This is a genomic window from Devosia sediminis (assembly GCF_016411825.1).
GTDB classification, from domain to species: Bacteria; Pseudomonadota; Alphaproteobacteria; order Rhizobiales; family Devosiaceae; genus Devosia; species Devosia sediminis.
Window position 1 is genome coordinate 750,646 of the sequence record NZ_JAEKMH010000001.1, and the last position, 25,335, is coordinate 775,980.

General features: G+C 60.6%; 31 protein-coding genes, 1 tRNA gene and 1 pseudogene. 15 read left to right on the forward strand and 18 right to left on the reverse strand.

Going from position 1 to position 25,335, the window contains the following annotated elements:
* The first annotated feature begins 4 nt into the window (after nt 1-4).
* Nucleotides 5-949 (forward strand): endonuclease/exonuclease/phosphatase family protein, encoded by a 945-nt coding sequence (locus JEQ47_RS03805; RefSeq protein ID WP_198875050.1) that lies wholly within the window; start codon nt 5-7, stop codon nt 947-949.
* Here JEQ47_RS03805 and JEQ47_RS03810 read toward each other — a convergent pair.
* Complete coding sequence (locus tag JEQ47_RS03810) at nt 934-2,043, reverse strand: pyridoxal phosphate-dependent aminotransferase (protein WP_198875051.1); 1,110 nt, start codon at nt 2,041-2,043, stop codon at nt 934-936. The two genes, JEQ47_RS03805 and JEQ47_RS03810, sit on opposite strands and share 16 nt — an antisense overlap.
* A gap of 261 nt (nt 2,044-2,304) precedes the next feature.
* Here JEQ47_RS03810 and JEQ47_RS03815 point away from each other — a divergent pair, with 261 nt between their 5' ends.
* The 7 genes from JEQ47_RS03815 (at nt 2,305) to JEQ47_RS03845 (ending at nt 5,758) form a co-directional block, all read left to right on the forward strand.
* Nucleotides 2,305-2,523, forward strand: a complete 219-nt coding sequence (locus tag JEQ47_RS03815) for a hypothetical protein (protein ID WP_198875052.1) — start codon at nt 2,305-2,307, stop codon at nt 2,521-2,523.
* 157 nt (nt 2,524-2,680) lie between these two features.
* A tRNA-Lys gene (locus JEQ47_RS03820) sits at nt 2,681-2,756 on the forward strand.
* 1,251 nt (nt 2,757-4,007) lie between these two features.
* Nucleotides 4,008-4,307, forward strand: a complete 300-nt coding sequence (locus JEQ47_RS03825) for a hypothetical protein (RefSeq protein ID WP_198875053.1) — start codon at nt 4,008-4,010, stop codon at nt 4,305-4,307.
* A gap of 50 nt (nt 4,308-4,357) precedes the next feature.
* Nucleotides 4,358-4,609: a sunset domain-containing protein gene (locus tag JEQ47_RS03830; RefSeq protein ID WP_198875054.1), complete on the forward strand. Its 252-nt coding sequence runs from the start codon at nt 4,358-4,360 to the stop codon at nt 4,607-4,609.
* Between the two features lie 261 nt (nt 4,610-4,870).
* Complete coding sequence (locus JEQ47_RS03835) at nt 4,871-5,101, forward strand: hypothetical protein (protein ID WP_198875055.1); 231 nt, start codon at nt 4,871-4,873, stop codon at nt 5,099-5,101.
* Between the two features lie 53 nt (nt 5,102-5,154).
* Nucleotides 5,155-5,529 carry a response regulator gene (locus JEQ47_RS03840; RefSeq protein WP_198875056.1) on the forward strand — a complete coding sequence of 125 codons (375 nt, stop codon included), beginning with the start codon at nt 5,155-5,157 and terminating at the stop codon, nt 5,527-5,529.
* Between the two features lie 25 nt (nt 5,530-5,554).
* Complete coding sequence (locus tag JEQ47_RS03845; protein WP_198875057.1) at nt 5,555-5,758, forward strand: hypothetical protein; 204 nt, start codon at nt 5,555-5,557, stop codon at nt 5,756-5,758.
* Nucleotides 5,759-5,799: 41 nt separating this feature from the next.
* Here the strand turns inward: JEQ47_RS03845 and JEQ47_RS03850 are convergent, their stop codons facing one another.
* The 3 genes from JEQ47_RS03850 to JEQ47_RS03860 form a co-directional block, all read right to left on the reverse strand.
* On the reverse strand, nt 5,800-7,878 hold the full coding sequence (locus JEQ47_RS03850) for a hypothetical protein (protein WP_198875058.1): 2,079 nt from the start codon (nt 7,876-7,878) through the stop codon (nt 5,800-5,802).
* Nucleotides 7,865-8,041 (reverse strand): hypothetical protein, encoded by a 177-nt coding sequence (locus tag JEQ47_RS03855; protein WP_198875059.1) that lies wholly within the window; start codon nt 8,039-8,041, stop codon nt 7,865-7,867. Before JEQ47_RS03855 ends, JEQ47_RS03850 begins: the two co-directional genes overlap by 14 nt.
* Before the next feature lie 71 nt (nt 8,042-8,112).
* The gene (locus JEQ47_RS03860; RefSeq protein ID WP_198875060.1) at nt 8,113-8,292 is read right to left on the reverse strand and encodes a ChuX/HutX family heme-like substrate-binding protein; all 180 of its coding nucleotides are present in this window, start codon (nt 8,290-8,292) and stop codon (nt 8,113-8,115) included.
* A 113-nt stretch (nt 8,293-8,405) separates the two neighbouring features.
* On the opposite strand from JEQ47_RS03860, the gene JEQ47_RS03865 reads away from it, so the two are divergent.
* The gene (locus JEQ47_RS03865) at nt 8,406-8,852 is read left to right on the forward strand and encodes a hypothetical protein (RefSeq protein ID WP_198875061.1); all 447 of its coding nucleotides are present in this window, start codon (nt 8,406-8,408) and stop codon (nt 8,850-8,852) included.
* 1,485 nt (nt 8,853-10,337) lie between these two features.
* On the opposite strand, the gene JEQ47_RS03870 is transcribed toward JEQ47_RS03865, so the two are convergent.
* The gene (locus tag JEQ47_RS03870; RefSeq protein ID WP_198875062.1) at nt 10,338-10,760 is read right to left on the reverse strand and encodes a hypothetical protein; all 423 of its coding nucleotides are present in this window, start codon (nt 10,758-10,760) and stop codon (nt 10,338-10,340) included.
* A gap of 115 nt (nt 10,761-10,875) precedes the next feature.
* Between JEQ47_RS03870 and JEQ47_RS03875 the strand changes: the two genes are divergently transcribed.
* Nucleotides 10,876-11,052: a hypothetical protein gene (locus JEQ47_RS03875; RefSeq protein WP_198875063.1), complete on the forward strand. Its 177-nt coding sequence runs from the start codon at nt 10,876-10,878 to the stop codon at nt 11,050-11,052.
* Between the two features lie 86 nt (nt 11,053-11,138).
* Here the strand turns inward: JEQ47_RS03875 and JEQ47_RS03880 are convergent, their stop codons facing one another.
* From JEQ47_RS03880 to JEQ47_RS03900, 5 genes are all read right to left on the reverse strand, one after another.
* Nucleotides 11,139-11,657, reverse strand: a complete 519-nt coding sequence (locus JEQ47_RS03880) for an HK97 family phage prohead protease (protein WP_210337932.1) — start codon at nt 11,655-11,657, stop codon at nt 11,139-11,141.
* The gene (locus JEQ47_RS03885) at nt 11,644-11,829 is read right to left on the reverse strand and encodes a hypothetical protein (protein ID WP_198875064.1); all 186 of its coding nucleotides are present in this window, start codon (nt 11,827-11,829) and stop codon (nt 11,644-11,646) included. Before JEQ47_RS03885 ends, JEQ47_RS03880 begins: the two co-directional genes overlap by 14 nt.
* Nucleotides 11,822-12,409 carry a hypothetical protein gene (locus tag JEQ47_RS03890; RefSeq protein WP_198875065.1) on the reverse strand — a complete coding sequence of 196 codons (588 nt, stop codon included), beginning with the start codon at nt 12,407-12,409 and terminating at the stop codon, nt 11,822-11,824. Before JEQ47_RS03890 ends, JEQ47_RS03885 begins: the two co-directional genes overlap by 8 nt.
* 3 nt (nt 12,410-12,412) lie before the next feature.
* A complete protein-coding gene (locus JEQ47_RS03895) occupies nt 12,413-12,928 on the reverse strand; it encodes a hypothetical protein (RefSeq protein ID WP_198875066.1) in 516 nt (171 codons plus the stop codon).
* Between the two features lie 158 nt (nt 12,929-13,086).
* Nucleotides 13,087-14,013 (reverse strand): hypothetical protein, encoded by a 927-nt coding sequence (locus JEQ47_RS03900; protein ID WP_198875067.1) that lies wholly within the window; start codon nt 14,011-14,013, stop codon nt 13,087-13,089.
* Nucleotides 14,014-14,346: 333 nt separating this feature from the next.
* Here JEQ47_RS03900 and JEQ47_RS03905 point away from each other — a divergent pair, with 333 nt between their 5' ends.
* Nucleotides 14,347-14,952, forward strand: a complete 606-nt coding sequence (locus JEQ47_RS03905) for a hypothetical protein (RefSeq protein WP_198875068.1) — start codon at nt 14,347-14,349, stop codon at nt 14,950-14,952.
* 284 nt (nt 14,953-15,236) lie between these two features.
* Here the strand turns inward: JEQ47_RS03905 and JEQ47_RS03910 are convergent, their stop codons facing one another.
* The 8 genes and pseudogenes from JEQ47_RS03910 to JEQ47_RS20915 all read right to left on the reverse strand — a co-directional run.
* On the reverse strand, nt 15,237-15,962 hold the full coding sequence (locus JEQ47_RS03910; RefSeq protein ID WP_198875069.1) for a toll/interleukin-1 receptor domain-containing protein: 726 nt from the start codon (nt 15,960-15,962) through the stop codon (nt 15,237-15,239).
* Between the two features lie 129 nt (nt 15,963-16,091).
* Complete coding sequence (locus JEQ47_RS03915; protein ID WP_198875070.1) at nt 16,092-17,912, reverse strand: DUF3987 domain-containing protein; 1,821 nt, start codon at nt 17,910-17,912, stop codon at nt 16,092-16,094.
* A complete protein-coding gene (locus JEQ47_RS03920; RefSeq protein ID WP_198875071.1) occupies nt 17,902-18,156 on the reverse strand; it encodes a hypothetical protein in 255 nt (84 codons plus the stop codon). Before JEQ47_RS03920 ends, JEQ47_RS03915 begins: the two co-directional genes overlap by 11 nt.
* A 117-nt stretch (nt 18,157-18,273) precedes the next feature.
* Complete coding sequence (locus tag JEQ47_RS03925; protein ID WP_198875072.1) at nt 18,274-18,570, reverse strand: hypothetical protein; 297 nt, start codon at nt 18,568-18,570, stop codon at nt 18,274-18,276.
* Nucleotides 18,567-18,800 (reverse strand): helix-turn-helix transcriptional regulator, encoded by a 234-nt coding sequence (locus JEQ47_RS03930; protein WP_198875073.1) that lies wholly within the window; start codon nt 18,798-18,800, stop codon nt 18,567-18,569. The genes JEQ47_RS03925 and JEQ47_RS03930 overlap by 4 nt, the downstream gene beginning before the upstream one ends.
* An 88-nt stretch (nt 18,801-18,888) precedes the next feature.
* Nucleotides 18,889-19,251 (reverse strand): hypothetical protein, encoded by a 363-nt coding sequence (locus JEQ47_RS03935; protein ID WP_198875074.1) that lies wholly within the window; start codon nt 19,249-19,251, stop codon nt 18,889-18,891.
* The gene (locus tag JEQ47_RS03940) at nt 19,244-20,152 is read right to left on the reverse strand and encodes a tyrosine-type recombinase/integrase (RefSeq protein ID WP_236020712.1); all 909 of its coding nucleotides are present in this window, start codon (nt 20,150-20,152) and stop codon (nt 19,244-19,246) included. Before JEQ47_RS03940 ends, JEQ47_RS03935 begins: the two co-directional genes overlap by 8 nt.
* 12 nt (nt 20,153-20,164) lie before the next feature.
* Nucleotides 20,165-20,449 (reverse strand): annotated as a pseudogene (locus JEQ47_RS20915) (Arm DNA-binding domain-containing protein); the annotation flags it as partial.
* A 432-nt stretch (nt 20,450-20,881) separates the two neighbouring features.
* Between JEQ47_RS20915 and JEQ47_RS03945 the strand changes: the two are divergent.
* The 4 genes from JEQ47_RS03945 to JEQ47_RS03960 all read left to right on the forward strand — a co-directional run bounded on the left by JEQ47_RS03945 (nt 20,882) and on the right by JEQ47_RS03960 (nt 25,272).
* Nucleotides 20,882-21,766: a dioxygenase family protein gene (locus JEQ47_RS03945; protein WP_198875076.1), complete on the forward strand. Its 885-nt coding sequence runs from the start codon at nt 20,882-20,884 to the stop codon at nt 21,764-21,766.
* Nucleotides 21,767-21,927: 161 nt separating this feature from the next.
* Nucleotides 21,928-22,629, forward strand: a complete 702-nt coding sequence (locus JEQ47_RS03950) for a YjbE family putative metal transport protein (RefSeq protein ID WP_198875077.1) — start codon at nt 21,928-21,930, stop codon at nt 22,627-22,629.
* Nucleotides 22,630-22,777: 148 nt separating this feature from the next.
* Nucleotides 22,778-23,953 (forward strand): lipid II:glycine glycyltransferase FemX, encoded by a 1,176-nt coding sequence (locus JEQ47_RS03955; RefSeq protein WP_198875078.1) that lies wholly within the window; start codon nt 22,778-22,780, stop codon nt 23,951-23,953.
* Entirely contained in the window at nt 23,950-25,272 is a 1,323-nt protein-coding gene (locus JEQ47_RS03960; protein WP_198875079.1) for a lipopolysaccharide biosynthesis protein, read from the forward strand. The genes JEQ47_RS03955 and JEQ47_RS03960 overlap by 4 nt, the downstream gene beginning before the upstream one ends.
* Nucleotides 25,273-25,335: the final 63 nt, after the last annotated feature.

A 25,335-nucleotide genomic window follows, 5' to 3' on the forward strand; every position in this document is an offset into this window, starting at 1 on the left:
TAGCATGCTGAGCTGGGGCGAGTTTCGCGGAGGGCTGCTGGCGCTTGCCGGCCTGCTGCTGCTTGTCTTCGCGGTTATCGTGGTGCAGCCGGGGCTGCCCGGCGAGCAATTGCTGCAGACGCTGCGCTTCCATCTCGTGGCCGCAGGCTTCGGGCTGGCTCTGCTGCTGGCGTTGACGGGAGCGCTGTGGCGGTCGCTGGTCCTGGGCATCCTGGTTGCGGCAATGGCGGTGCATTCGGCGACCTATGTGGTCGAGTTCCAGTCGCGACGGCTGGAGCAGGCGGCCTCGCCGGCCGCCCGGTTCGACTTCCTCAGCTACAACGTGCTCGCATTCAATTCGCGGGCCGAGGAAATGGTGCAGTCCATCCTCTCGGACCCGCCTGACGTCGCCCTGATCATGGAATCGCGGGCGATCCGGCCCTATCTCGACCAATTGGCGGAGGTGCTGCCCTATCGGATCGGCTGCGACGCCGCCGAGGCCTGCGACATTTCCCTCCACTCGCGCTTTCCGTTCGAATCGCGCGGGCTCGAGCCGCTGTCCTCACTCTGGGGAGATCGCTACGTAGCGGGCGGCATCGTTGTGGACGGGCAGCCCGTCACCGTGGTGGGGCTGCATCTGACCAAGCCCTATTACGACGACATCGCCGAATTCGAGCTCGATCGGGCCAGCCGCTGGATGGGCAGGATCGAGGGGCCGCTGGTGGTCGCCGGCGACTTCAACGCGGCCCCATGGTCGGATGCGGTGGCCGAGTTCGGCAGGGCCCAGGGGCTGGCCTCCGGGCCGACAATACCGGCAACCTGGCCGGTGCGGCTTGGCCCGCTGGGCGTGCCGATCGACAATATGTTCACGCGCGGCAATGCGCTGATCATGAGCCTCTCGTCCGGAGAAAACCACGGCTCGAACCACCGGCCGCTGCGGGCCGAAATCGGGCTTTACGGTGCGGACTGAGCGTGGGCGAGCGCCACGGGCAGAGCGGCCGCCAGCACATCGAGCGCGGCATCGGGGCCGGCGCTGATGCGGATATGCTGGTCGAGACCCGGCGCGGCCGGCTTGCGCACGAACACGCCTTCCGCGGCCAGGGCCTTCAGTACGGCTAGCGCATAGGCGCCGTCGCGGCGGCAATCGACGGCGACGAAATTGGTGGCCGAGGGCAGGGCGGTAAGGCCATTGTCTTCGGCAATGCGGGCTATGCGCGTGCGGGCGGCCGCAATCGCATCGACGGCCCAGTGCAGATAGGCCTCGTCCGCGAGGGCTGCCAGGGCGGCCACCTGCACGGCCTTGTTGACGCCGAAATGGTTGCGGATGCGGTTGAAGGCGCCCACTAGGCGCCGGTTGCCTATGGCATAACCGCAACGCAGCCCGGCCAGGCCATAGGCCTTCGAGAAGGTGCGCAGGCGGATGAGATTGGGCCGCGCCGTGTCGATCGGCACTGGCGCTTCAGGCGCCGTTTCCAGGTAGGCCTCGTCGAGCACGATGACGCAGGTGTCGGGCACGGCGGCGATGAATCGGGCAATGTCGGCGGCTGGCAGCGCCGATCCCATGGGATTGTCGGGATTGGCCAGATACACCATCTTGGCGCCGGTCTCGCGCGCCAGGGCGGCCAGCGCCTCGGGGTCCTCGTGGACGCCGGCATAGGGCACGAAGCGCAGGTCGCCGCCATAGCCCACGACATGATAGTTGAAGGTGGGATAGGCGCCGAGCGAGGTCACCACGACGTCACCCGGTTCGATGAACAAGCGCACGAGCTGGCCCATCAAGCCGTCAATGCCCTCGCCGATGGCGATCTCGTCGCTGGCAATGCCGAGCCGGGCGGCGAGCGCCGAGCGCAACTCAAAATTCTCCGGATCCGGATAGGTCCAGAATTCCGGTGTGGCGTCGCGCAGGGTAGCGATGACTTTGGGGCTGGGACCGAAGCCGGATTCGTTGGCGCCCAGCCGGGCCCGCGTCGCAATGCCGGTTTGCCGTTCGATCGCTTCCGGCCCGACGAACGGAACGGTCTCGGGCAGGGCTTCGACGATGGCGGTAAACGACGGCTGAGCCACGGCAGGTGCTCCAAGTGCGATTCCAGACGATCATAGCGCGAAGCCTCTCCGCTGGAAGCCATGGCGGCACTCCGGTCCGGGCGGAGCTACCACTGTTTTGCACAGCCGGCAGAGCCCTTGCCAGGGACGGAAGGCCGGCGAACCGGCGCTTTCCGTGAGGCTGGGCGTCGCGAACAATTTGACTTAAATGCCACGCAGGGGCGCAAGGTGTCGAAAACTATGGCGGCTCACCCTTGGGATGCGCCGACTCCCCGGCGATTCGTGATCATCATCATCTCAAGGAGACTGCGGGTGCCCCCCACCTACGTGCTTGCGCGTGACCATCTGCAACGAGCCGTCACCATTCTTCAGGGAACGGACCAGCGATCGCGCCAATTGCGTCACATCATTGAACGCACGATCGGGCTCATGGACGAAGTTCGCCCCGAGCCACCCATGCCGTCCACCAATGTGGTGGAACTGAACGACTACAGGCGATAATGCCAATTCGACGCCCGGCGGCGGCCGGGCGTTCGCCGCCTGCGACAGGAGGGCACTCCAAGTTTATCCACATAATGTGACCGTGGGTGCTGGACAGGGGAGAATCCCTTCGCTATAGAGGCGCCACTTTGGTGACGGCGGTTCACGAACCGCCCTCGGGTGCATAGCTCAGATGGTAGAGCAGCTGACTCTTAATCAGCGGGTCCAAGGTTCGAGCCCTTGTGCACCCACCAAAGTCCTCCTGTAACTCGTTGAAGTTGCAAGAGAATATACAAAGGGCGCCGCTGGCGCCCTAAGTTTTTTCATAAGGTAGCTCAGTGTGCCCTAGCCGGCCTTTCGCTGCAGCCGGCCGTAGGCGCTCCTGCTCAACATCCAATCTACCTCGACGCATTCGCCACCGAAGCTGGGCGGTGTCACGAACGTCGCCCGCACGATCACGTGCGGTTCATGGCTGGTGAGTTGGTCGGGTGTGTAGACGAGTGGGCGCGAGGTCGCGCGGGTAGGGAGGGTGTGCATTGGTCTTGTCCTGTCTTTGGCTTCTGACGGCCATGCCAGCGGTATGCTGGCACCGGGAGCTTCAGAACGTGGACAGCTGACACGCCCAATCGCTTTTCCCAAAAATGGGTCTTGTATGGCGACCGGACTCCCGGCATAAGAATGCCAGGCACGCCAACAAGTAGTTGGCGTGTGAATGACAGTCACCTTCTTGGCGGAAGATAGCTGTTATGGTGGCAATGGGTTTGGCGACCCAGCTGCGGGAGGTTCTGAAGCTCCGCAATTACGCTGCCTCTTTCCATTCTTTTCGAGAAGCGATGAAACTGCCCTCGCGGGCAGCGAATTTGCTTTTTTGACGTTGACATGCGAAACGACTCCATTGGCAGTAAGCCAATCGAATACTTGCGAATATTTGTCATCGGGTCGCATGAAAACGAATGACTGATCTCCCTCCCACCATTCTAACCCTTGCCGAAGCCGCCGAACGCCTTCGCATGTCGCGCCATGGCCTGGCCAGGGTCGCGCGTCGCACTGGCCATTGTTCACAGGCAGGCAGGGCGCTGTTGTTCTCCGAGCAGGATTTAGCGGCCATCTGGCAAGCGATACGCCTCCCAGCTTCGGAGACGCACCAGGATGGGCCTTCGCTGGCCGTGGCGTCCATCGGTATTGAGGAGCGGGCGCGGGAGTTGTTAGCGAGGCCTAAGCGAAAACGAAGACCTGCTAGCGCCGACTAACCCATGCGGCTGCAACAAAGCACGCCGTCGAGACCGCGAGTCCAGTTGCCGCCACTGGCCATGCCAACGTCCCCGCCGCCATCGGCGCTAAGACAAGGGTGGCCACGGAAGCCACCGACAGGCCGGCCATTACCTGCAGAAACATCTTTGTTAGAACTCGTTTCGTCATGTGAGCACCTCCTGCAGACAATCTACGCCGTGCTGGCAGCGCGGGGATAAGGTCGCTAAGTTGATGCTCAAGTTGGTGGAGTGCCGATGGTGGACGACCTCGAGGAGCTGCTACAGCCGCAAGCCGCCGACGATGATCGGCCCGCATTGCCGCTCTACTCGCTGCCGGAGGCGGAGGTCGACAGACTTATCAGCCAATGCTCCGCGGCGCTCCAAGCGCACGGCCGCGATTTCGAAACCGCCGGAGCGGCAGATAAGGGCGACTTCTTAGCCGCATTTGAGTCGACGATGGTGCTCCTTCTGGAGCTGCGCGACCATTACCCCCTCAAAGCTGGTGACATTGATGTCATATTGGCGGCGTCAGGTTATCCAGTTCGGGAGAACTAAGTTGACACCTGGTGGCCATCCCGGCTTAGCTTACGGCAGGGGGACTTTTCATGCGCATCATTAGTTTAGCCGGCATCGCAATGGCCACCACCGCCCTTCTGGCCATCGCCATGGCGCCCGCCATGGCGCAATCGAACGGCTGCGTCATCAAGGGTAACGTCAACACTAAGGGCGAGCGCATCTATCACGTGCCCGGCCAGAAGTACTATGAGGAGACCCGCATTCAGGCCTCCCATGGTGAGCGTTGGTTCTGTACCGAGGAAGAGGCTCGAGCGGCCGGCTGGCGTAAGTCGAGGGTTTGATCCGCAGTGACCGATAAACCATTTGAGGACATCGTAGTCGAGGCCACACGTCGCGCCCGTGAGCTTTCGGTCTTGCTGACAGAGGCGGAAGCAATGGGGAAGCCCATCGAAGTCGAGGTGAAGCGGGTTGATGTGGCTGGCCGTACGCCGGTCGTGTCGGTCGTCGTTATGCCGACGAGGCCGTAGAGAACAGGCTTCCCTTGTTGCCTGATTGCCTGCGCGCCTCCAACATGGCTGAATGCCACGAGGGAGGAGCGTCATATGCAGGTCAATGTTTTCATCTCGTCCCCGGAACACGACGGCTCGCCAACGAAGGTGCTGGTGCTGCCGGTCGGGCCGGAAGCCTCCATCCCAAAGCATCTCCAGCACATCGACTGGAAGTATTTCGCCACCACAGTGGCCGGCGACAGCGTGATCGGCGCCGACAAGGGCGAAGTCGAGGTCGCCTTGGCGTCCGACGGATACCTGCTCACGCGGCCGGGGTCGATTTAGGCGGAACAAATCTTTCTCCCTGCCGTTGCCCCGTATCAACCGGAAGCCCCCTCTTGCCCGAAATCAAAACAATATTGCTCGTTGATGACGAGTTCCTTTTGCTCACCCTGATGGAAGATCTGCTGAGCGAGCGGTTCTCGGTCATCTCAGCGCCCGGGGGCACCCAAGCGATCGATCTTCTCAATGCCGAGCCGGAACGCAAATTCCACGGTCTGGTCACCGATATCCGCATGCCGGGCGCAAGTGGCTGGGATGTGGCCCGCAAGGCACGCGAACTCCACCCGGATATCGCTGTCATTTACGTGACTGGCGACAGCTCGGCGGACTGGCGCGACAACGGCGTGCCCGGCAGCAAGATATTCGGCAAACCGGTCAAACTGGAGGATCTCCTCGAAACGCTGACCGGGATGCTGACTACGCCGGCCTGAGCCGGCACTCCTTGGAGGAAACGCTATGGTTGAGTTTCGCATCGTCGATCTGCGCGAGCCCGCCCGGGCAGAGTGTACCGAGACCCATATCACGCCCCAAGGCGCGGCCTCCCGCGCCTACAACCTGAAACTGGTGCGAGCCGGGCACCCCTCCCGTCTCGTCTGCAAGGTGTACTGGTCAGACGGAACCAACACCAACATGGTGCGGCTCTACGAGGCAGCGCACTAGCTGGAGGCAATCTACGACAGCCGGGGCTCAGGCTATCACGGTCAATCCCAGTAAAAGTAAAGGTCGTGCAACTCGACCGACTTGTTACCGAGTGTCTTGAACCGCCAGCGCGGAGCGGTGCCGGTCGGCTGCCCGCTAACGTCTGTCGCGGCCGCATCTACCACCCGCAATCCTGCGCTTGGCGAGCCCGATGTGAACAGTTCGGTTAACAGCATTGAAGTCCAGGTTCCGCCCCCATCTCGACTACACTCGAGCGTGTAGTCCGTGCCGGCCACCGCGGCTTCGATCTCCTTGACGCGCAGCAGCGCCTTGACCTGGGTTGGTGCGGAGGAGGACGAAAACGAGGCGGAACGCACTGTGAGGTTATTCACACCACCGCTACGGTAGGCGTAGCGAAGCGGGAACATCGCCGATGTGCCGTTGGTCCATCCTGAAGTCGAGCCGACGCCGGCATTGCCGGCCAGATAACCAGTTGCGACTCCAGTGGCGACGTCGCTCGATCCGTTGAAGTAAGCACCGAGCAGGATGGTGCCCGCGGGAACCGTAAACGGCGTGGTCAAATGCAAATCGGCCCAACCACCGCCGGGGTGATTGAACGATTGCGAGATGAGGATGTTCTGGGTGCCCGGTGCGTTTTCGTCGGCGATCTTGAGCGTGAAGGCCCGCGCCGACGCCGAGTAAACCCCTAGTCGCTCGATGACGCGGCCTGCCACCAAAGTCACAGAGCGATCGAAATAGGTGTAGTCCCCCATGCTTCCTGATGTGGCAGGCCCATTGAGCGTGATTGCCGTCAGAATGTTGGAAGGCTTCAATGTGCCGGCAGTCGAGCTATCCAGGTTTGTCGCACCTGCGGCGTCCACATAGGTCAGGGCGTCGAAGCTGTCAGCTACGCGATTGCCGCTATCGCCAAGGAACAACGCCACATTCGTGTTGTCCGCGACCTGAAGCGCCAGGAGTGAGAGCGTAACTAGGAAGTCTTCGCTGACAGAGACCACAGGCGCGGTCGGATCGTCAGCATTGATCGAAATGCCGGCGCCGGCGACGATCTCGCCTACAGTGCCGGTGCCGCCAGGCCCACGGATATCCGCGGCTTCGGCAATGTTCGCCGTCCATGTGCCATCGCCCTTGCGGTAGAGGCCGACATTGTCGGTGGGCGGCGTGCCGGTGCCGCCGACATAGCCGGCCAGCTTTTCGACCCGCCGCGCGCCATCGGACACCGTCACGAGGTTCTGCGCCCAGCCAATGCCCTGCGGCCCCACCATGCCCGTGTACCGCGCCGCCAGTTCCCAGTCCGGCCCTGCCACCAGGCGAACCACACCGGAGATACCGGAGAATGGACCGAGATCGGTGCCGAGGTCGGTCACGAAGACAAGAAAGCCGGGATCCTCGTCTTCATAGGCGCTGAGCGCGGCAAAGTTGGCCACCGCGGCATCGGTCACAAACCCGTCGCCGGCATCGCCGGTGGCGGCAAAGGCCACCATCAGCTCGTCATCGGCCGCGAAGATCCCGGAGCCGCCGATATGGGCCAGCGCCAACTTGCGATAGCCGGTGCCATTCACCACGGCGCCGGTGATCGCATAGGCCCGGAATGTCGCCGGATCGGCAATCGAGCGGAGATATAGCGTGCCCTTGCGCAGCGACGAGCTGTCGTCCCAGGTGTCGATTTCGCCCGAGACGCTCGCCCCATTGGCGTCGAGCAGGTCGATATAGGCCGCGGTCGCCAGAGCCGGATCGGCATTGCCCAGCCGGATATACCCGGCGCCCGGATCGGCATCGGCCGTGGTATCGCTGAAGCGATAGAAAAGGCCTCGGCCATTGGCTTGAACTACCGTGAGGTTGGCCAGCAGGTCACGCAGCCGGGCGGTGTTAGACGTGGCATCGCCTACCGTCAGGATTTCATAGGCAACGCCAGAAAGCGCGTCGCCCGCCCAGGGCGTGATGGACAGCGCCGTGTTGCTGGTCGGGTCGGCCGTCACACGCGCCTGCAAGCCTTGGGCCGGCACGAAGAACATGTCGTTCTTGCGCACCTTCCCGACCCAGAAGGTGTTGGTTCCGGTCATGGTCGTGCCGCCGTTGGCCACCGTGACGGTGCCGACGTTGTAGGGTTCAGCACTGGCCATGCGGCTTGCTCCAATATTCAATTTCATCGTTGAGGCGATTTCGATCTTCGGCGGTTATTGGCCAGCCGGCATCGACGCGAGCTTTTGTGGCCAGTAGGCCAGCCAAGACATGTGGCGCCATTTCGTCGCGGATTTCGCGCAGGCGTGGGCTTAGGTCAGCCATCAAGGCCTCCATGCATGAAAAAGCCCGGCGCGAAGGCCGGGCGATAGGGATGGTTAGGTGTGAGATTCGTGTCACGGAATATTCAGCTTCCGTCCCCGCTTCTGACCTGGCTGGCGATATGCGAGTGCTGCCTTCACCTGACTCAGTGTGACCCCTAGCCGTGACGCCAGGTCCTCCTGGGACAACTCGGGATTGGCTGCGCGGGCTCTGCGGATTTGTTCGGCTGTGTTGAGTTTGATGGCAATGGTCATTTGGGGCTCGCTCGTCTGACCTCCATCATAATCGGTGAACAAAAAGAGAACAACCGCTTGACGGTCGAATGACTCGGTTCTTCAATCTGAGGATCGATCCAAGGAGCGGCACAATGCGCAATACATGGCAGTGGGTGTACCGACACCGCAATCCAAATCACCCGGACTTAAAGGGCGTTTGGCCGAATGAGGCTGAAGCCCGGGAATGCAACGGGCTGATTTTGGTACCCATGTACGACCCGCACCGCGGATCGATACTGCGTGATTGGTGGGAGCTTCGACACAAGAATAGCGGGACGGCGCTGTTGTTCATCAGGGCTGAGGGCGATGAACTGGCCGAGGAGTACGCTACTCCCGTCGCAGAGAGGGCCAATTGGGCGTACATGCGAGATGTGCCGGAATGGTCGGCGCCTCCACATTCCCTCGAGTTGATTGAGTATCTACGCTCCAAGTCAGGTGTATTTTATGAGCCGAACTTTAGCTCATTGTTCAAGCAAATGACCGGCGAGTCCGAGCCCCCCGATTGGCACCAGGATGTGCCATACGCTGGCGAAGTGTAGGCGTCGGGTACACTAGCCCTTACCCGTATCGCCGGTTCGGGTTACGGTCGTGCTGCTGTAGAAAATCGGGAATTTGTCGTTTCATTTCTCGGGTAAACCCGCGCGCAAACTCTGCGCCGTCGGCGTGGACCATCAACTGGACCACGACCCTTTCATTACTCTGCATGTGGGATTCCTATCGGCTGCGATTGGTCGCGCCGGTCATGAAAAAACCCGCCGGAGGGGGCGGGGACAATCGCTGTGGATTGGTGCGGCAATGCACCGCATGGACCGAACGAATCGGGTACATCTGGGCGTGCAGTCGACAGCAATTTCGCTTGTCGCAGAGGAGACCCGATATATGGGCAAAAACTCTCACACCCAGCACCGGTCCAATGGTACCGGGCGGTTTGTTCCTAATAGCTATGGGGAGAAGCACCCTAAGAGCACGACGCGTGAACAGGTGCCTAATCCTGGCCGGGGCGACACTGACCGGAAATAGTCCCTAGTCGCCCGACAAAGGATTCCATGCAAGACTCGCCTGCGCTCCCGACAAGGGCGCGGGCATTAGTCGGTAGCGTAAGACTCTACAATCGAGAGATAATCGCTGAACGTCATTTCTTCAGGCTGCAGAGTCAGTCCCTGCAGGATTGCCGGTAGTTGCAGTTGAAAGTCCGCAAATTCGGCTGCTATCGCCGCGCCGCCCGGGATTGTGGTTCGACCCGACTTATTCCGCAACCAAGCCGCCACTCGTGCAATTGCCTGTGCTACGTCCCCATTGTGGTACTGGATGTCTTGCCCGGCGATGTCTGAGATAAATCTCTGATATCGGTACGGGGTCGTATCCAATATCAGAGCGCGCTTATCCCTATGTTGCCTCCCACCAAAGCGCCGAGAACCGATAAACACTCCCAGCTCTAGAGGCATATTGAACCTGGGCAGTGGTGGGTCACCGTCCGATTCTGTCCGAGAGATATCGTGAATGCCATATCTGCATTCGCTAATTATCGATTGGATTTTCGCAAACCGGTTGTCCAGGGCGTCGTCGGCTTCAAGCGCACATCTGGCGCGAAAGCCCGATCGCACAACCGTAAAAACTATGCCGTGAAAAATCGGCTCGAACTGCCGGTCGAAAGGGCAGTTAACAAACACGTCGCTAGGTGAGGATACCAGTGCTCCGGCTATTTTGAATCGCCTCTGCCTGGCACCGGGACCCGCTCCAAAGAAGTGAACCGACCAGCTTTGACGTTCTCGACCACCTTTTCAGCAGAGCGGCGCGTGAAGCTATGCGGATTGATGGCTTGCTTCAGAATGGTCACGCCGTCTTTTGACTTACCGACGGACACAAACCTTCCGGTCGTGCTGTCCCGTTTGCCGATGTGGGAATGCTTTTGAGCCATATGGGCAATATGCCTTTGTGTACGTAGACTTTCAAGGCTCTCCCGACAGCACGAACCGTCGGTGGGGTTCGTCGTCTCCTTGGAGGTCCGACCCCCCCTCTCGGCGTCAACCCGTAGCCAGGGACGCCACCGTCCGAAAGACTGAAATCATAACTGCAGAAGCCCCACAACAGCCAACGGTGAGCCCAGCTGCCGTAGCCGCGTTTTTCAAAGCCCTAGCGGAGGCATCCATAGATGCCCGATTCTTTTGCAGCATTTTTTCATAGTGGTGCAACTGCTCCAGCAGTGCATCCGCCATAGGCTTGTCTTCTGCGATGTCATCGAACCATGCCGAAGGGTATCCGCCCACGAACTCAAAGGGGATTGGCTTGGCTGCGCTGTACGCAATGGCACCTGAGATAATGAAGCCGATGACGCCGACACTTGCTATGACTGTAATTTCAAGTGGCCAGCCGGTTACCTCGAGCGCCGCTAGTGCCACACCGATCAGGAATACAGTGATTGCCCCGATAAAGGACAGGAACTGCATTGCGCGAGAATCTGCTGCGAGCGCCGCTGTTAGTTGGGCACTCAGCCTTGACTCCGCTTGGCGCATCGTCTCGTTTAGGAGTGATATTCTATTCTGATCAATAGGAGGCTTGGTCATGATGCACACTGAATACCATTTTCAGCCCAAAGAATCCCCTACGGAAAGCAAAGACAACGTCAGGCAGCCGTCGAACAATGATGAGCGGGGCCGGGTTATTAAAGAGGATCACGACAGAACAAGCAAAGAGGATCGCCGAGATCGGAACGAGAAAAGCCGCGAGCGTGACGACTGACTTCGGTCGGACCGCACGACCACGACGGTTTGGCGATCACCGCGTTGTTCGCGGTAGACCTTGGTTTTGCATGGAATTGTAATTCCTTAAACTGGAATACCACGAGCGCGCATGGCCGCTTCGGCACGGCGTTTCGACTCCATTACTCGGCGCCGGGCGTTGGCTCCATTGTCCTGCACAACAGCAGCGCTGGTGGTGGGGTAAGCTGGGAATGCGGTCAGCGTGCACTCAAACAAGTTGAGGTCGGTAATGGTGCGGAGGGGCAACCTGCGTCCCCCATCCTCCCAACGTTCCGCTTTGACGCTGAAACCAAAACTACAGCCCGATACATCGCCCCGGCCAACAGTGCCTAGCGCGGTCTGACCTTCTGGCGTCGTCTCATCCACGTCCAATTGGAATCGGAGACCGATTTGATCTTCCTTTAGGTGCAAGGTGCCCGCGCTCACTCGACCAAGAACGCGGCCGGAGTCGTGATCAAGGATCATAACAACATCGCGCTCTGCCAACGAACGGGCAAATGCACCTTGGGCTATCCGCTCCCGGAACTCCCCGGCGATCGTTGTGACGTCGCCAAAGCGGGCAACATATCCTTCAATTCGCGGCAAGCTTTCGCTCCAACGCACCGAGCTCAGATTTTGCCCGCAGCGCTTTTGCGATCGCCGTAGGGTCGTCGTTTCCGTAGTATTCGGTCATGCCAGGCACCTTGATGCGTCGTTCAGAACCAGGCCGGCGAAAACGGGTGTCTGCACGCTCCATGCGGATTTCGGTTTTAGACATAACCGTGCTCCATGGCTTCGCGTGCCATACGCTCAATATGACCGTCACCGCGTTCACCGAGAAAGTTAGGCTCGAATGGTCCCAGACGAAGCCAGGCAATTTCCTTGCGGTCCAGTTCGTCCAGTAGCTCCCGGTATCGAGCTCGCGCCTCGGCAGCTGACTGCAACGCGTTGACCATTGCCGCCACTCGACGAGCATATTCCGGCTTCACCGCCTCACAGGCCGCGATGGTCGCTTTGCCTTTCACCTCTTCAACGCGCGCAGATTGGAGCGCAACAGCCGCTTGATGATCCGCGATTTGCTGCTGCACCTCTCTAAACCGAGCGGAAAGCGTCGCACGCTCATCAAGCGACTCCTCGCCCAGAAGAGCCGCCACCGCCGGGCGAATCTTTGGTCTAGGTGTGTCACCTAGTTGCTTTTCTAACCTTACGGCTTCTGACCGAAGGTCGCTGAGTGCAACTTGTAGCTCGATCAGCTTTGCCAGGCGCTCCCCATACTCTGGGTGATAGTCACCCAGAGACCTGACAGTGAAAGGCTCGGCTTCGGAGGAGGTAGCGGTCCTGGATTTTAGCAATCCCATAGATCAACGTCCTTTGAAAATGGCGCGCACGCAGTCGCGGAAGGCAGCGCCGTTTATTGTGGTTGAGGTGCGATGGCCGGCGGCCTGCCAGTGGTAAGCATTGGCGCCGACGGGCACGAAACGAGTTTTGCCCTCCAAATGGCGAATGACCACTTCCGGCCAGGATGCGACCACTTCGATTGAGACGGCTGCAAGGTCACTCGGGTATTCGAGCGCAGTTTCGGCCAGGGTCAGGATTTCCACGCCGAGGCGCACCACAGATGTGGGCGCACCATCTAGGGAAACGCCGCGGGGTGTGGCATCGAGATACTTGGCAACTGCGACGCCGACCTCGGACAATGTCTTGTCGGACGCTAGGCCAATGAACAGCGCAATAAATCCGTCAAAGGAAATGCGGGGCGCTACGCCAGGCGCGCCGCGTTCAATGTACCCAGCTTCCTGGAGCCGGGAGGCGACCGTACGGCCACGAGAGATTGGAAAACCTAAGTGCCGCTCGATCGCGGCTAGGGCGTGATTCAACGTAGGCACATGCGCGCCCTTTCGAAATGTCTGGATTTTTGGGATGGATGGGCCAAAAAAAGTCCCCGCCGTTGAAGCGGGGACTTTCGGAGGCGCCACCAAAATGGAGAGGCTGCGGCCTCTCAACCTATATTGACGCCGACACACTCATTTTCGGGCTATGAAGCCAAAAATTCCTGCCAGGCTTCTGCGGCGGATCGGAACCGGCGCTTCCCCGTGCCATTGTCATTGCTGGCCACCAGGTCGCCCATGCTGCCGACGTTGGCTGCCGTGGCCAAGGTGGCATAGTGGTAAGGAAAGGCTTCGCGAAACTGTTCGGTCAGAGCATGCTCAAGGATGGCTTCCGATGCTGTGAATGCCTCGGGATCCGGCCGACGCGCGGCGTGCTCATCGCTATCGTCGCCGCCGCTGGAGCTTGAGCCGCGACCTGCGACAAGACCGGAAAAGATTTCCCTCGGCGCGCAGTAAGGAAGGCCAGGCCGCTGAGGGTAGTTATGTCTCACCGGGAGACCGCAGGAGGCGCGGGCCTGATCTAATGGAACATGACCGCCCACCTTCGCGCTCCATTCAGTCCAGTCAATCGGCGGCGCCTTCTCACGGCGCCTGAGTGTCTTCGGGACGCTATTGTGCTGCTCTGCATTCAGAACACAGCAGAACCAAGCAGTCGACCGGGCCTCCGCGTCTAGGGCCGCCTCGCTCTTACTCTTCCGAGTGTCGCCCATCTCTTGGATAACTTGCCTCCCCCAGATGCTTGTGATCGCGCCGGCTGGCACCGTGTAGGTGCGGGGTTCAAGCTTTCCATTTTCCAGGACGAACTGAACTCGCCTGTGTTCTTGGCTGGCGATTTGGACCTTGCCGGCACTCCAAGCCTTCAGAAGGTCGGCGCAATACGCACCGTCGGTATCGAAGCGCCGATCCAGTACTGCCGGCACCTTCGCGTTATCGTTCGCGGCGGTACCCAGGAGGTCAGGCCTGTAGTCGAAGGCGGCATAGAAGCGAGCCAGGGCGGGCAAAAGCGGAAAAAGGTCCGCGTGCCTGCCAGTATACGCGGACGCAACTGCGCCCGCCGGTAGGGCAGGTGTCATTGGATCGTATCCGTGGTGGTGGGAGGAAAGCCGCTTCGCGGTCTTAGTTTTGGCCCGGCCCATTGGCCGCTGACATTACGAATTGTGGTTGTGTGTGTTTTCGAATGTCAATGGGGCGGTGGATAGGTTTTGGACGGTGTTAAAGTGGGATTCGAGAGGCCATTCGAGGGTAGTGAGGCGACTGTCGGTTTCTGCAGGTTCACGCACACAGCGGAGATTATCCACATCTGCAAACAACCTAGCGAGCCAGGCCGCGCTCTGGTGCGGCCTGGCTCGCTAGCCTCGACTATTCAGACAGTGTATGAAAATGACGGGTCTTTTGGAGATAAGTGCGTGCTGGAATATTTTACGGCGGCCAAGACATTGATCGACTGTTTCGGCGCCGTGAAAGAGCATGCAAAGCGCGGGCAGAGTGGAACAAGGCAAGATTTTGACCAGCTCGTCACACCTATCTATGACGCACTGCCACCCTTGATCGACAACTATCTTTTGATCTTCACGACTGCAAAAAAGGCAATTCGTGCGGCCCAAACCTTTCAGGATGTCGTCGTGGCGTCTGAAATACTCAGGGACCAGAGAGCGAAGTTTCTGGCCACCCGTATTAGAGTTAGGGGAGAGGCCGACGCTCTTTATTACATCGTCAAAGATCCTGAAATTCGCCGCTTCATGTATGCCGTTGCCAGAATTTTTGACGCGCCATTTTACGGTGTATCGCGGAGCGGCGAACGGAAAATGTCGGCCTCCGCGTATGTAGAGGGCATGTTCTCAGACCTAGAACATCTGCGCCCAGTTGCGGAGAATTGGAACGATTCCCGCCAACAGATAGATGCCTCAATAGTCGCAGCACAAAATTTTCTAGAGTTGAACTGGGCTAAGGTAGTTCAGGAATACAGCGCCATGAAGGGTGGCCATTTGGTAAAGTCCGAACGACTCAATTAAGCTAGCTTTAGTTCGGCATGGGCGCGCGATCGATTGTGGCCATTTAAGCCAGCGCTATTCCCCTCCCGTCACACCCGGCCTAATCGGCGACAAAAAAACTTTCAAAACCTGCGGGATTTAACGCGATAGACCAAGGGCGGTCCCGGAGTCGGGTCGCCGCGGGGATCTGACCCGCCCCCCCCTCGGGTAGGGGGTGACTGAGGCCCGCCGACCAGCCAGGGGCGGACCGGCAGGGTAAGCAAACTTTTGCGTCCGCAAAATTCGGAATCGTGACAGGTGCTTCGCTAGAATGGTAAGTTGTCCTCGATGTGCGGACTTATCTCCCTCTTTCCCTCGTCCAGCCGCGCTGAGGTGCGGGGATCGTCGGCCAATATGTCGCTTATCTCTTTCGCGATGTCTTCCGCGGGTCTGTTGCGCCTGGCGATCGCCTGGTGTTTGCCGATAAATCCGGTCGGATCTTCGCCCATCCTCAATGAGATTATCTTGACACCACGACCTAGGGCGAAGCCAACTTCCTGCTGACACCAAATGCTTTTCGAGAAGTCTGGCGTGTGGATGGCAACAAACGCATCCATCGCCCACAGGGCGCGCTCAATCTCGCTCTGCCACTCCAGCGTGGGATGTATGTCTTCATGCGCGACGAACCCTGCGACGCCATATGGAGCCAGGCAATCCTTCAGCCTTTTGGCTTTTGCCTTTTCGACTGCCAAGTGACTGATGAATAGTCGGAAGGCCTTGGTTCCCGACCAGTTCTTCGGAGGAGCTAACGATGCCGATGCTGGTGCCCCTCCGACCGGCATGCCGAGTTCCGAGGCGATACGCAAAATGGTGTCTTCGGGACAGCCGCGTAAGGCTTCCTTGGAATAGACCCACTTACTGCCCCAGTTACCATCGCTTGGTGGGGTAATTCCGAACTCTACCAAGAACGAGTCGATCTCATCGAACGTATATCGGGACTGCAGCTCTCGACCGATGCTGCTGACCAGTTCGAGTTTTTCGGAAATGCGCATATGGTAGGGTCCGGGACTTTGCCACACTTTGCCCTTACGCGCGCGAAACGCCTAGACCCCTCTCAAATAGAAGAAGTGCCAAAGACAATCTGTGTCTCACGCGCGCAAGGACAAAGTGGCACAAAGTCCCTACTTGCCGTCGGCGATGATCGCCCTAACGTGCTCTCGCCGCCTTGCTTCAGCAGCAGCGCGCTCCGCAAAGATGGTGTGGACGGCGGCTGTAACCTTGTAACGGGTCGACGTGGCGTTGCGCGCGCTTGGAGCTGCTAGAGTCAGCCATCCAAAGGCATCAAGCTTCCCAAGTACCTCTTTCGCCTTGTCCTCGGTCATCTGGCGCATCTTGCGATCGCCGCGCCGCGCCTCACTGACCGAGATGGATTCCAGTCGGTGCGCCAGGATGTAACCCGCAACGGCCGTCACCTCGTCCTGGTCGTCGGCTGCGCCCAAAACGTTGGTGTAGAACGCTAGGAGATGACGATAGATGTAATCATCCATGAACGCGGCAACGCGCTCCGCAACGTCCTCGCCTATCTCATCGACCGGCACATCGCCGTGCATCTCGTCGAGGCAATGAAAGACGATACACAGGCGAGCAAACAGGGCGTCGTACTTGCCTAGGTGTGCGCCAATCTTCCGGTTGACCGTCTCCCATGCCATTGCCAATTCGTGGTGGCGCTTCTCGCGTTCCGCCCGGATACTGTGAGCGCTAGGCGAGAAGCGCAAAGCGTCACCTCTCGACCTCAGTCGGCGCATGCGGCTGATCGCATCGCGATAGTCGCCCACTTCGCTACCCGCCGGCGCATCTGTCCCGACACTGGCCGACCCAAGGCAAATGGGGACAAGTCGCTGCATGAGACCGTCATCTGCCAAGTCCTTTGATATGGCGCGGATGGGTTCAGGTTGAATGCCACCCAAGAGCGAAACCGAGAGATTGGGAACAAGGGCCGCACCGCGCCCAACCCGGTTGACCGCATACGATCCACCGTTGAACGCCTGCAGCCAGAATCCGCGGTCAGATGCCGACGCCTTGGAGCTCCCATATTTCTCCATGGATCCGAACCAGGCCGATAGCTCGTCGCGTATCAGCAGGAGTCCTTGCTCGTTGTCGGCGAGCACTTGTTGCGCCGCCTCAACGGTAACATCCTCAATACGGGTGCGCTCTTGGCGTGGCGGCGGTGTTAGTGCCTTCTGAGCCTTGTCCAGACGCTCCCAATCTACCATCCGATCGACGTAGCTCCGCAACAAGCCGTCATCGATTTGGCGCAGCGGTGCTGACGCGATGGAGATTGTGGGACTCTTCTTCGTGCTGGGCGAGCCAATCAACGCGCACCACAAGCGGGCGGACTCCGTCCATGACGGATCGTGGCGTTTCACTTGCAGCTTGACCGAGTCCGGAATTGCAGCCGCCGCGACGGTAAGCGCTGCCATTGCCAAACCACCAGGATCCACGCCCATAAGTTCACCCTGACGGCGAGCAAAGGTCTCGATAACCGGGGGTAGCAGGTTCGCGGGTAGAGTGGGGCGAGCGCGTTCGGCCCAGATGTCGACGGGCGCCGTGTTGGCGTTGTCGGCTTCTGCAGGGTGCGCCAGATAGAATTGCACGATTGCCAGGTCCAGGGCTTGGTCGGCGACATAGAACGCATCTTCGGCCGCGGTAACATCCTCGCCGGTTTCTAGAGCCAACGCCAAGATATGACGTGCGTGGTTGCGCGCCTCGTCGGCTTCCATGCACCTGTCATCAAAGAGCCAGCGGTTAGCCTCGACGCGGTCGCGGCGCCACCAGGCTTCGAGTTCAGCGAGGGCGGCTTCGCCGTGGTCTGAAGGACCGACGCTTGTACCTGCAGGTCGACCAGTGGAGGGGGGACATTGTGCCAAACGCTGTTCGTGCGTCAGCAACCCCCAGTCGCGAAGCTGGCTCTCATCCGGGTGGCGCTTCAGTTCAGCGGTCATTCGCCGGCACCCCAATCGCTTCGATCGCCATCCGAGTCAGCCTTTCCGTTAACTCTGGGGAGAAGGTCGCTGCACGGCGCTTGCCGGCGTGGGGTGCAAACAGTCGAATTGCGCCATCGCGCATGCGCAGGAGGCGCAAGCCGTATAGACGGGCATCGGGTGTGAGCTCGACGTCGATAGTGCCGAGGCACAGGTGACCGCCCTTGTCAGGCTCAGCGAGCGGGCGGGCAAATAGAAGTTTCATGGTCGTGTCTCCATGTTGCTGGCAGTGTGCCAGGCGAGTTGAAGGGCGCCGCGGGTTGGCAGCGGGGTACGGCCACCGGCACGATGCCGGCGGCGAATGGTGTGGGTTGGGGAGGGGCTAGGCGGAGCGGTGCGCGCCCTCGGCTATACAGGCCGACAAATAGCTTGCGATCGATCCATCGACTTGGGCGAAGCTGGAGCGTATGACCGCATCATCGATCTCTCCGGTGTGGTCGCAGAGCCTTTGATATTGAGCAAGCAGAGAACTATCGATTGGGCCGTTCTCCCTGAGCGCATCGGTAAGCTCCTGAAGTTTGGCCAGCTTCGCGATAAGTCTGCGTTTTTCGGCATCCAGCCGAGGCGCCAAGTCCCATTCCAACGGCGGATTGGGGTGCACCATCTTAGCCTTGTTCATGCCGCCACCTCGTCACGGTGTGCATTGTCGTTGGCCGGTCGCGCCGCGATGCGGGCGTCGATCCAGGCTTGTACCTCGGCGCGCACGAACCCGATGCGCTTCTCCCCGAGTTGGACAGTGGTTGGGAAATTACCAGCAGCTCGGATTTTTGAGATGGACGCTCGGCTCAGGCTGGTGAGCTTGCATACATCCTTGACCGAGATGATGAGAGGAAACTGGTTATCTGGCATAGACGCCTCCACTTGTTGATGGCGTCATTTATGTCTGTGTGTGTTTTCGAAAGTCAGGACCACAAAAGCCCCCATCTTTCGTAGCTACTTACTCGTCCTCGGCCCGAGCTCTGTTGTACATCGATATACACTTTTTGAAATGTGCATCCGAGTAGTGGAGGTTGTGCGGTTCCCCACGCATCTTTTCGTTTCGGAGTGCTTGCGGCTTCACGCCTTCGGCTTCAAGCCAATAATTGACATGGCCGATCTCCATCCATTTTTCAGGTCCGGTTTCAGGCCTATGGGCTTTGCGTACCAATAGAGTCACGGCGAGCTTTTGCGTTTCGGATTTAGCAGATCCGGCCTCTAGCGTTTTCACGGCCAAATCAGTCGCCTCTGCCAAACGCTTATGGTTGATCAACCGCCGGATCTCCACAGCGACCAAATCGACACTATCGGGAATCTTAGCCATTGGCGCCCCCTCCAGTACAGAAGGCCGCCCAGTCCTCCATCAGCGAGCGTCGCTTCTCGAGGGCGTCGCCGCGGCGATAGGCTCGCTCGGTGGCGTCACCCACTGCATGGCTTAGTGCGGCTTCAGCGACCTCGCCGGGATGGTTGGTAGTTTCAGCAACCCAGTCTCGAAAGGTACTTCTGAAACCGTGAACGTGAACGTCCACCTTCAGCCGACGCAACACTGCGGTTATCGACATATCGCTAAGGGGGCGGCCGGGTCGCTGACCACGAAACACCCAGTCTTCTGGCGTCCGGTCTTTTAGCTTGACGGACTGCAAAACCTCAATCGCAGCGTTGGTCAAAGGTACTCGGTGCAGCCGCCCCTCTTTCATGCGCTGGGGCGGGATGGTCCACAACTTTCCCGACAAGTCCATCTCGCTCCAAGGCGCTAATCGCGCTTCTCCGGGCCTTGCTGCCGTCAGGATTGTGAAACGAAGTGCTGCAGCACCCGAGCCTTCGACCTCAGCCAGCCGCTGCCAAAATGCCGGCAAATCGGCATATGGCAATGCGATCATGTGCTTTTTGGTTTTGTCCTGGGCCGCGAGAAGGTTGTGAATGTGACCTTTCCCGCGTGCTGGGTTAAGCGCGCTTCGGAGTCCCTTTGATCCGGCATAGTCGAGAACAGATTCAATTCTCATACGGACGCGGCGTGCATGTTCTGGCATTTCGGTCCAAATGGGCCGAAGTATGGACAGTACGTCATCCGTTTCGACTTTATCGATTGCGATTGACCGAAGGGGCTTGCAGACTTCCTTTAGCGTCCGCTCCCACTGCCGGACGTGGTTGTCGTTCGACCAGCCAGGGCGTTTGGCATCAAGAAAGTCGTCGGCGACTTGTCCGAAGTTCTGGATGCCCTGCATTCGCCTCTTCGCGGCAATGGGGTCAATGCCGCGGGCCAATTGATCGCGCGTCGCCTGAGCCTTCTCGCGTGCGAGAGATAGACTCACCGGCGCCGTTCCGGATCCATATGCCCCCAGTCCTAGCTCACGACGCTTCCCATTAAGGTGGAATACGAAAACCCATGAACGGGATAGTGTCCCGGCTTTGGACATGGTGGTCCTTAGGTAGAGACCATCCCCGTCTGCTATTATCCCCGCGGTCTTTGTCGAAAGTTGCGTAGATTTCAGACGATGTCTGCCAACTCGAGCGCCAGCCATTCATAAGTTCTTTCATAATACGAACGGTTGTCACTATGAGCATGTGCAGACAGTATGCGCAAGCCTGCCGCTCGAAAGGCCCGGAAATCCAGCGTTTTGGTTTGTCACTCTTGCCATTGGTGCCCAAGGTTCGAGCCCTTGTGCACCCACCAAAGTCCTCCAATCCGTCCAGTAAGTTACAGTCGCTCTTTCATGAAGGGCTTCACGCTGGTTCTTGGCTTGTCCAGGTGACGTCGAGTTTCGGTGCGTGGATGGTCAGGGCGTTGCTGGCTCCGCCATTTGGACGTATGCCCGCCATTTTCGTTGTTATCTTGCCGACCTGTCCAAATCGTCATGCGGTGGATGTGATCTGGACATGTTGGCTGGCTTATCGGTGCCTAGACCACCGACAGGTGGTGCCAACCTGATTGCCCCCTCAGCAAGGACACCGCGATGACTTCCCACGATGATGATCACCATGACCACGACCTGGGCTTTGCCCATGACCTGCCCCTCATGCTGGGGCGGCGCAAATTGCTCGCCCTGATGGGCGGGGTGGGCCTCGTGTCGCTGACCGGCGGTGCGGCCGCAGCCCTCGAATGCGTGGCGCTGCCGTGGGAAACGGCCGGCCCTTATCCGGCCGATGGCACCAATGTGCGGAACGGCCAGGTGGTCAACGCGCTGACCGAGCAGGGCGTCATCCGCCAGGACCTGCGCACCTCGTTTGGCGCGCTGACGCCGGTGGCCGACGGCCTGCAGCTCGATCTCGAGCTGACCCTGGTCAATGCGGATGGCTGCACGCCGCTCGCGGACCATGCCATCTATCTCTGGCACTGCGACACGACCGGGAATTACTCGCTCTACGATCTTCCCGATGCTAATTTTCTGCGCGGGGTCGGCGTGGCCGATAGCGAGGGAAAGGTTCGGTTCACCACCATTTTCCCCGGCTGCTACGATGGCCGCTGGCCGCACCTGCATTTCGAGGTCTTTGAAAGCGTCGAGGCTGCCGTCAGCGGGGAGGCGTCCATCCTCACCGCGCAGATTGCCCTGCCGGAAGGCGCCAGCGCCGAGGTCTATGCGACCGACGCCCGCTACAGCAATGGCACGCAGAATCTCAGCCGCATTTCGATCGCGACAGACATGGTCTTTGCCGACAACAGCGCCGACGAGATCGCGCAGCAGACGCTGGCACTGGTTGGCGACCCGGCAAGCGGGTTCCGGGGGACGGTGACGATTCCGGTGGATCTGACTGCCGAGCGCAGCTCGGGCGGCATGATGGCGCCACCCGATGGCATGGGCGCCGGTGGTCCGCCTCCGGGCCAGCCGCCCCGGAGCTGATTGGGGGCGCCAACCTGTCACCAAGCTGACGGGAGCAGCGCCGAAACCCCCACGAAATGGAACTTTCGGATTGTTTGATCGCATGCCCCCTTGATGTGCCGGACGCGCGGCAGTAGCAGCGTGGTCACGACTTTGTTATGCGCCCCGCAAGGACTGTGCTCATGTTCGGTATCGATCCGAGTTTCCTCTCTTCCCTCCTCCAGGTCATCATGATCGACCTGGTGCTGGCGGGCGATAATGCCGTGGTCATCGGCCTTGCCGCTGCCGGCCTCGCCCCCGACCTGCGCCGCCGGGCCATCCTGATCGGCATCCTGGCGGCGACGGCGCTGCGCATCGGCTTTGCGCTGATCACCACGCAGCTCCTTTCGCTGGGCGGTGGCCTCTTGATCGCGGGCGGCCTGCTGCTGCTCTACGTCTGCTGGAAGATGTATCGCGAGCTGACCGTTCCGCACGAGGAAGAGGGCGAAGCCACCGAGGCGCTGTCGGACGCCGACCACAATGCCGACGGCACCGTGGCCGGCAAGGCGCCCAAGAAGACGCTGCGCCAGGCGGTCATCCAGATCATCATTGCCGACGTTTCCATGTCGCTCGACAACGTGCTGGCGGTGGCCGGCGCGGCTCAGCATCACTTCGAAGCGCTGATCTTCGGCCTTGCCCTTTCGGTCGTGCTGATGGGCGTGGCCGCGACCTTCATCGCGCGCCTGCTGCATCGCTATCGCTGGATCGCCTGGATCGGCCTCATCATGATCCTCTTCGTGGCCATCCGCATGTTCCTCGAAGGCCTCGGCGCCTTTGTCGACATCCCAGCCATTCCGCTGCTCTATACGCCGCATGCCGAAGCTGCCGCTGCCGCGGCCCACTGAAGCGCCGAACCCGTGAATGGCTCCCCGGAGCCATTCACCCGCCGCTAACCAAGGCGCGATGTTTGCGGCATTGTACGGGCGGTAATAGGGAAATCCTCACCCTGCTTGTCTAGCCTTCGCTCAACTGATCGAGCCGGAAGCTACGCCAATGTCCGCCACAGCAGGATTTACCATTGCCGCGCAGAACCTGGCCGCGCCGACGGCCGGTCGTGCTTCCGTCCCAGCGCTGACGACCCGCAAGGTCGATGGGCACGAATGGGACGCTGTCATTTCCCGCTTCGACGGCGTCTGTCAGGAACAGCTCCATGCCTTCGCGGCGATCCGCTGGCCCGGTGTCACGCCAGAGCCGCGCCTCTTCGAGCGGCAGGGCCGCTTCGTCGGTGGTGCGCTGGTCATGGTGCAGCGCCTGCCGCTGGGCCTTGCCAGCATTGCCATAATCAAGTGGGGCCCGATGCTGGCGGACGCCAAGGCGGCCGACGCTGCCGCCACCTATGCGGGCATGATGGAAGCGCTGGTTGCCGAATATGCCGTCGAACGGGGCATGATGCTCTCTGTGCTGCCGCATGCGGCCCCCGGCGAGCGCAATGACGAATATCATGCGCTCAGGGCACGCGGGTTCAAGCGCGGCGCAGTGCTGCGTTTTCCCGATCGCTATCTCGTCAACCTGCGCCTCTCCGACGAGGCGCAGCGCAAGAGTTTCGACCAGACCTGGCGCCGCCAGCTCAACAAGTCGGAAAAGTCCGAACTCAGTTTCGAGCACGCTGGCGCCGAGCGGATCGACGAGTTCAAGACGCTCTATGCCGCGATGAGCGACCGCAAGCAGTTTCCTGATTATTCGGCCTTCGACACGCTCGACGCCCTGATGGCGCTCGACGAGCCGCTGCGGCCCGAGCTGTTCTTCGTTCGCCATGCGGGCGAGGTCGTCTACGGCGCGCTGATCTTCAAGGCAGGCCAGCGGGCCGTTTACCTCTATGGCGCCAGCAATGACCAGGCCCTGCCGTTGCGGGCCGGTTACTTCATGCACTGGCACATCATCCGCTGGCTGCGCGACCATACCAATGCGAGCTGGTATGACCTGGGTGGCACCGACGGCTTTCAGGGCCTCCATCAGTTCAAGAAGGGCATGGTGGGCGCCGAGGGCGTCATCAGGCCGGTGCCGCCTGTCGCCAACTATGCCCACCGCCCCCTGGCCTATATGCTGGGCGCCGGCGCATTCGGGGCACGCGAACTCTACAACGAGCTGCGCCGCCGCGTGGAAATGGTGCGCCCGTCGCGGGCCAGGCCCGACCAGCCGCCAGCATCGCTGCCTGCGGACCTGCAATGAGTTTCGCGCGGCGCCTGGCGTCGCAATCGACCATCATCTTCGCCGGCCGCCTGTTCGGCGCGGGCCTGATCTTCCTGGTGCAGGCGTTTATCGCCCGGGCCTGGGGTGCGGCGCTTCTGGGCGAATATCTCGTCGTCATCGCCACCGTAAACCTCATCGCCGTCGCCATGCCGCTCGGCTTCCAAACCATCGGCACCTATTTCGCCGCCGAATACCGGGCGCGCGGGGACCGGTGGCAACTCGTGGCATTCCTCGTCCGCGCCTATGGCCATGTGCTCGCGGCGCTGGTGTTGCTGCTGATTGCCGGCCCTTTCGTCATGGAGGCGCTGGGGCAGGGCGGGCAGGTGCTCTCCACCTATTTCGTGCCGGTCGCCTTGCTCGCGCTGGCCACGGCGCTGGTCTATGTCAATGGCGCGGTGCTGGTGGGCCTCAAGCGCCCGTTTGCCGGTTTCTTCGCCGACGGCATTTTCCGTCCGATGATGGTTCTCGGCACCGTTTTGGGCTGCGCTGCCTTTTTCGGCACGCCTGAGGCTGCCTTTGGTGCCATGCTGTGGATCACGGCCTTCGGCTATGTCGCCATCGCCCTCGTGCACCTGGGCTTCGTTCTGTTCACCCTGCCAAGGGTCCAGGAAACCGCCGAAGGCCGCCCGGCGGAAGGGCGCCGCTGGTGGCGCTTCGCCGCGCCCTGGGTGCTCATCACCATTGCCACCGACTTTTTCTTCGACATCGACCTATTGCTGCTGGCCAACCTGCTTGACCGCGAGGAACTGGCGATCTTCGGCGTCTGCACCCGCATCTTTGCCCTCGTGTCCTTCGGCGTGGCCGCCGTCTATGCGGTGATCCTGCCCGACATGTTCGAGAGCGAAGCCAAGGCCGACCGCGCCGCGTTCCACCGCAAGGTGGGCGAGGCGAACCTGGCGGCGAGCGTGGTATCGCTGGCCCTGTTCGCCCTGGTATTGGTGGGTGGTCCCTTTGCGCTGATGCTGTTCGGGCCGGAATTCACCGACGGCGCCCTGCCGCTGGCGATCCTCTGCCTGGCTCTGGTGGTGCGGTCGGCCATGGGGCCGGCTTCCATGGTGCTCTCCATCCATGACCGGCCCTGGGCGAGCCTGCCGGCCGTGCTGCTGGGCGTGGTCATGCTGGTGCTGGGCAATATCGTTCTGGTGCCGATGCTGCACCTGGTGGGCGCTGCACTCGCCGCCCTCATCGCCATCGCCGTCTGGTCGCTTGGCCTCTGGCTCATCGCCATGCGCACGACCGGGATCGATGTCTCGATCCTGCAATGGTTCAAGTCGCGGAAGCTGGTGGCGGCGGAGTAGGTCGCCTACGCTCCCTGACAGCCTCTTTCACCCGTTCAATCGCTTCTTCGAGGGGGACGGGTG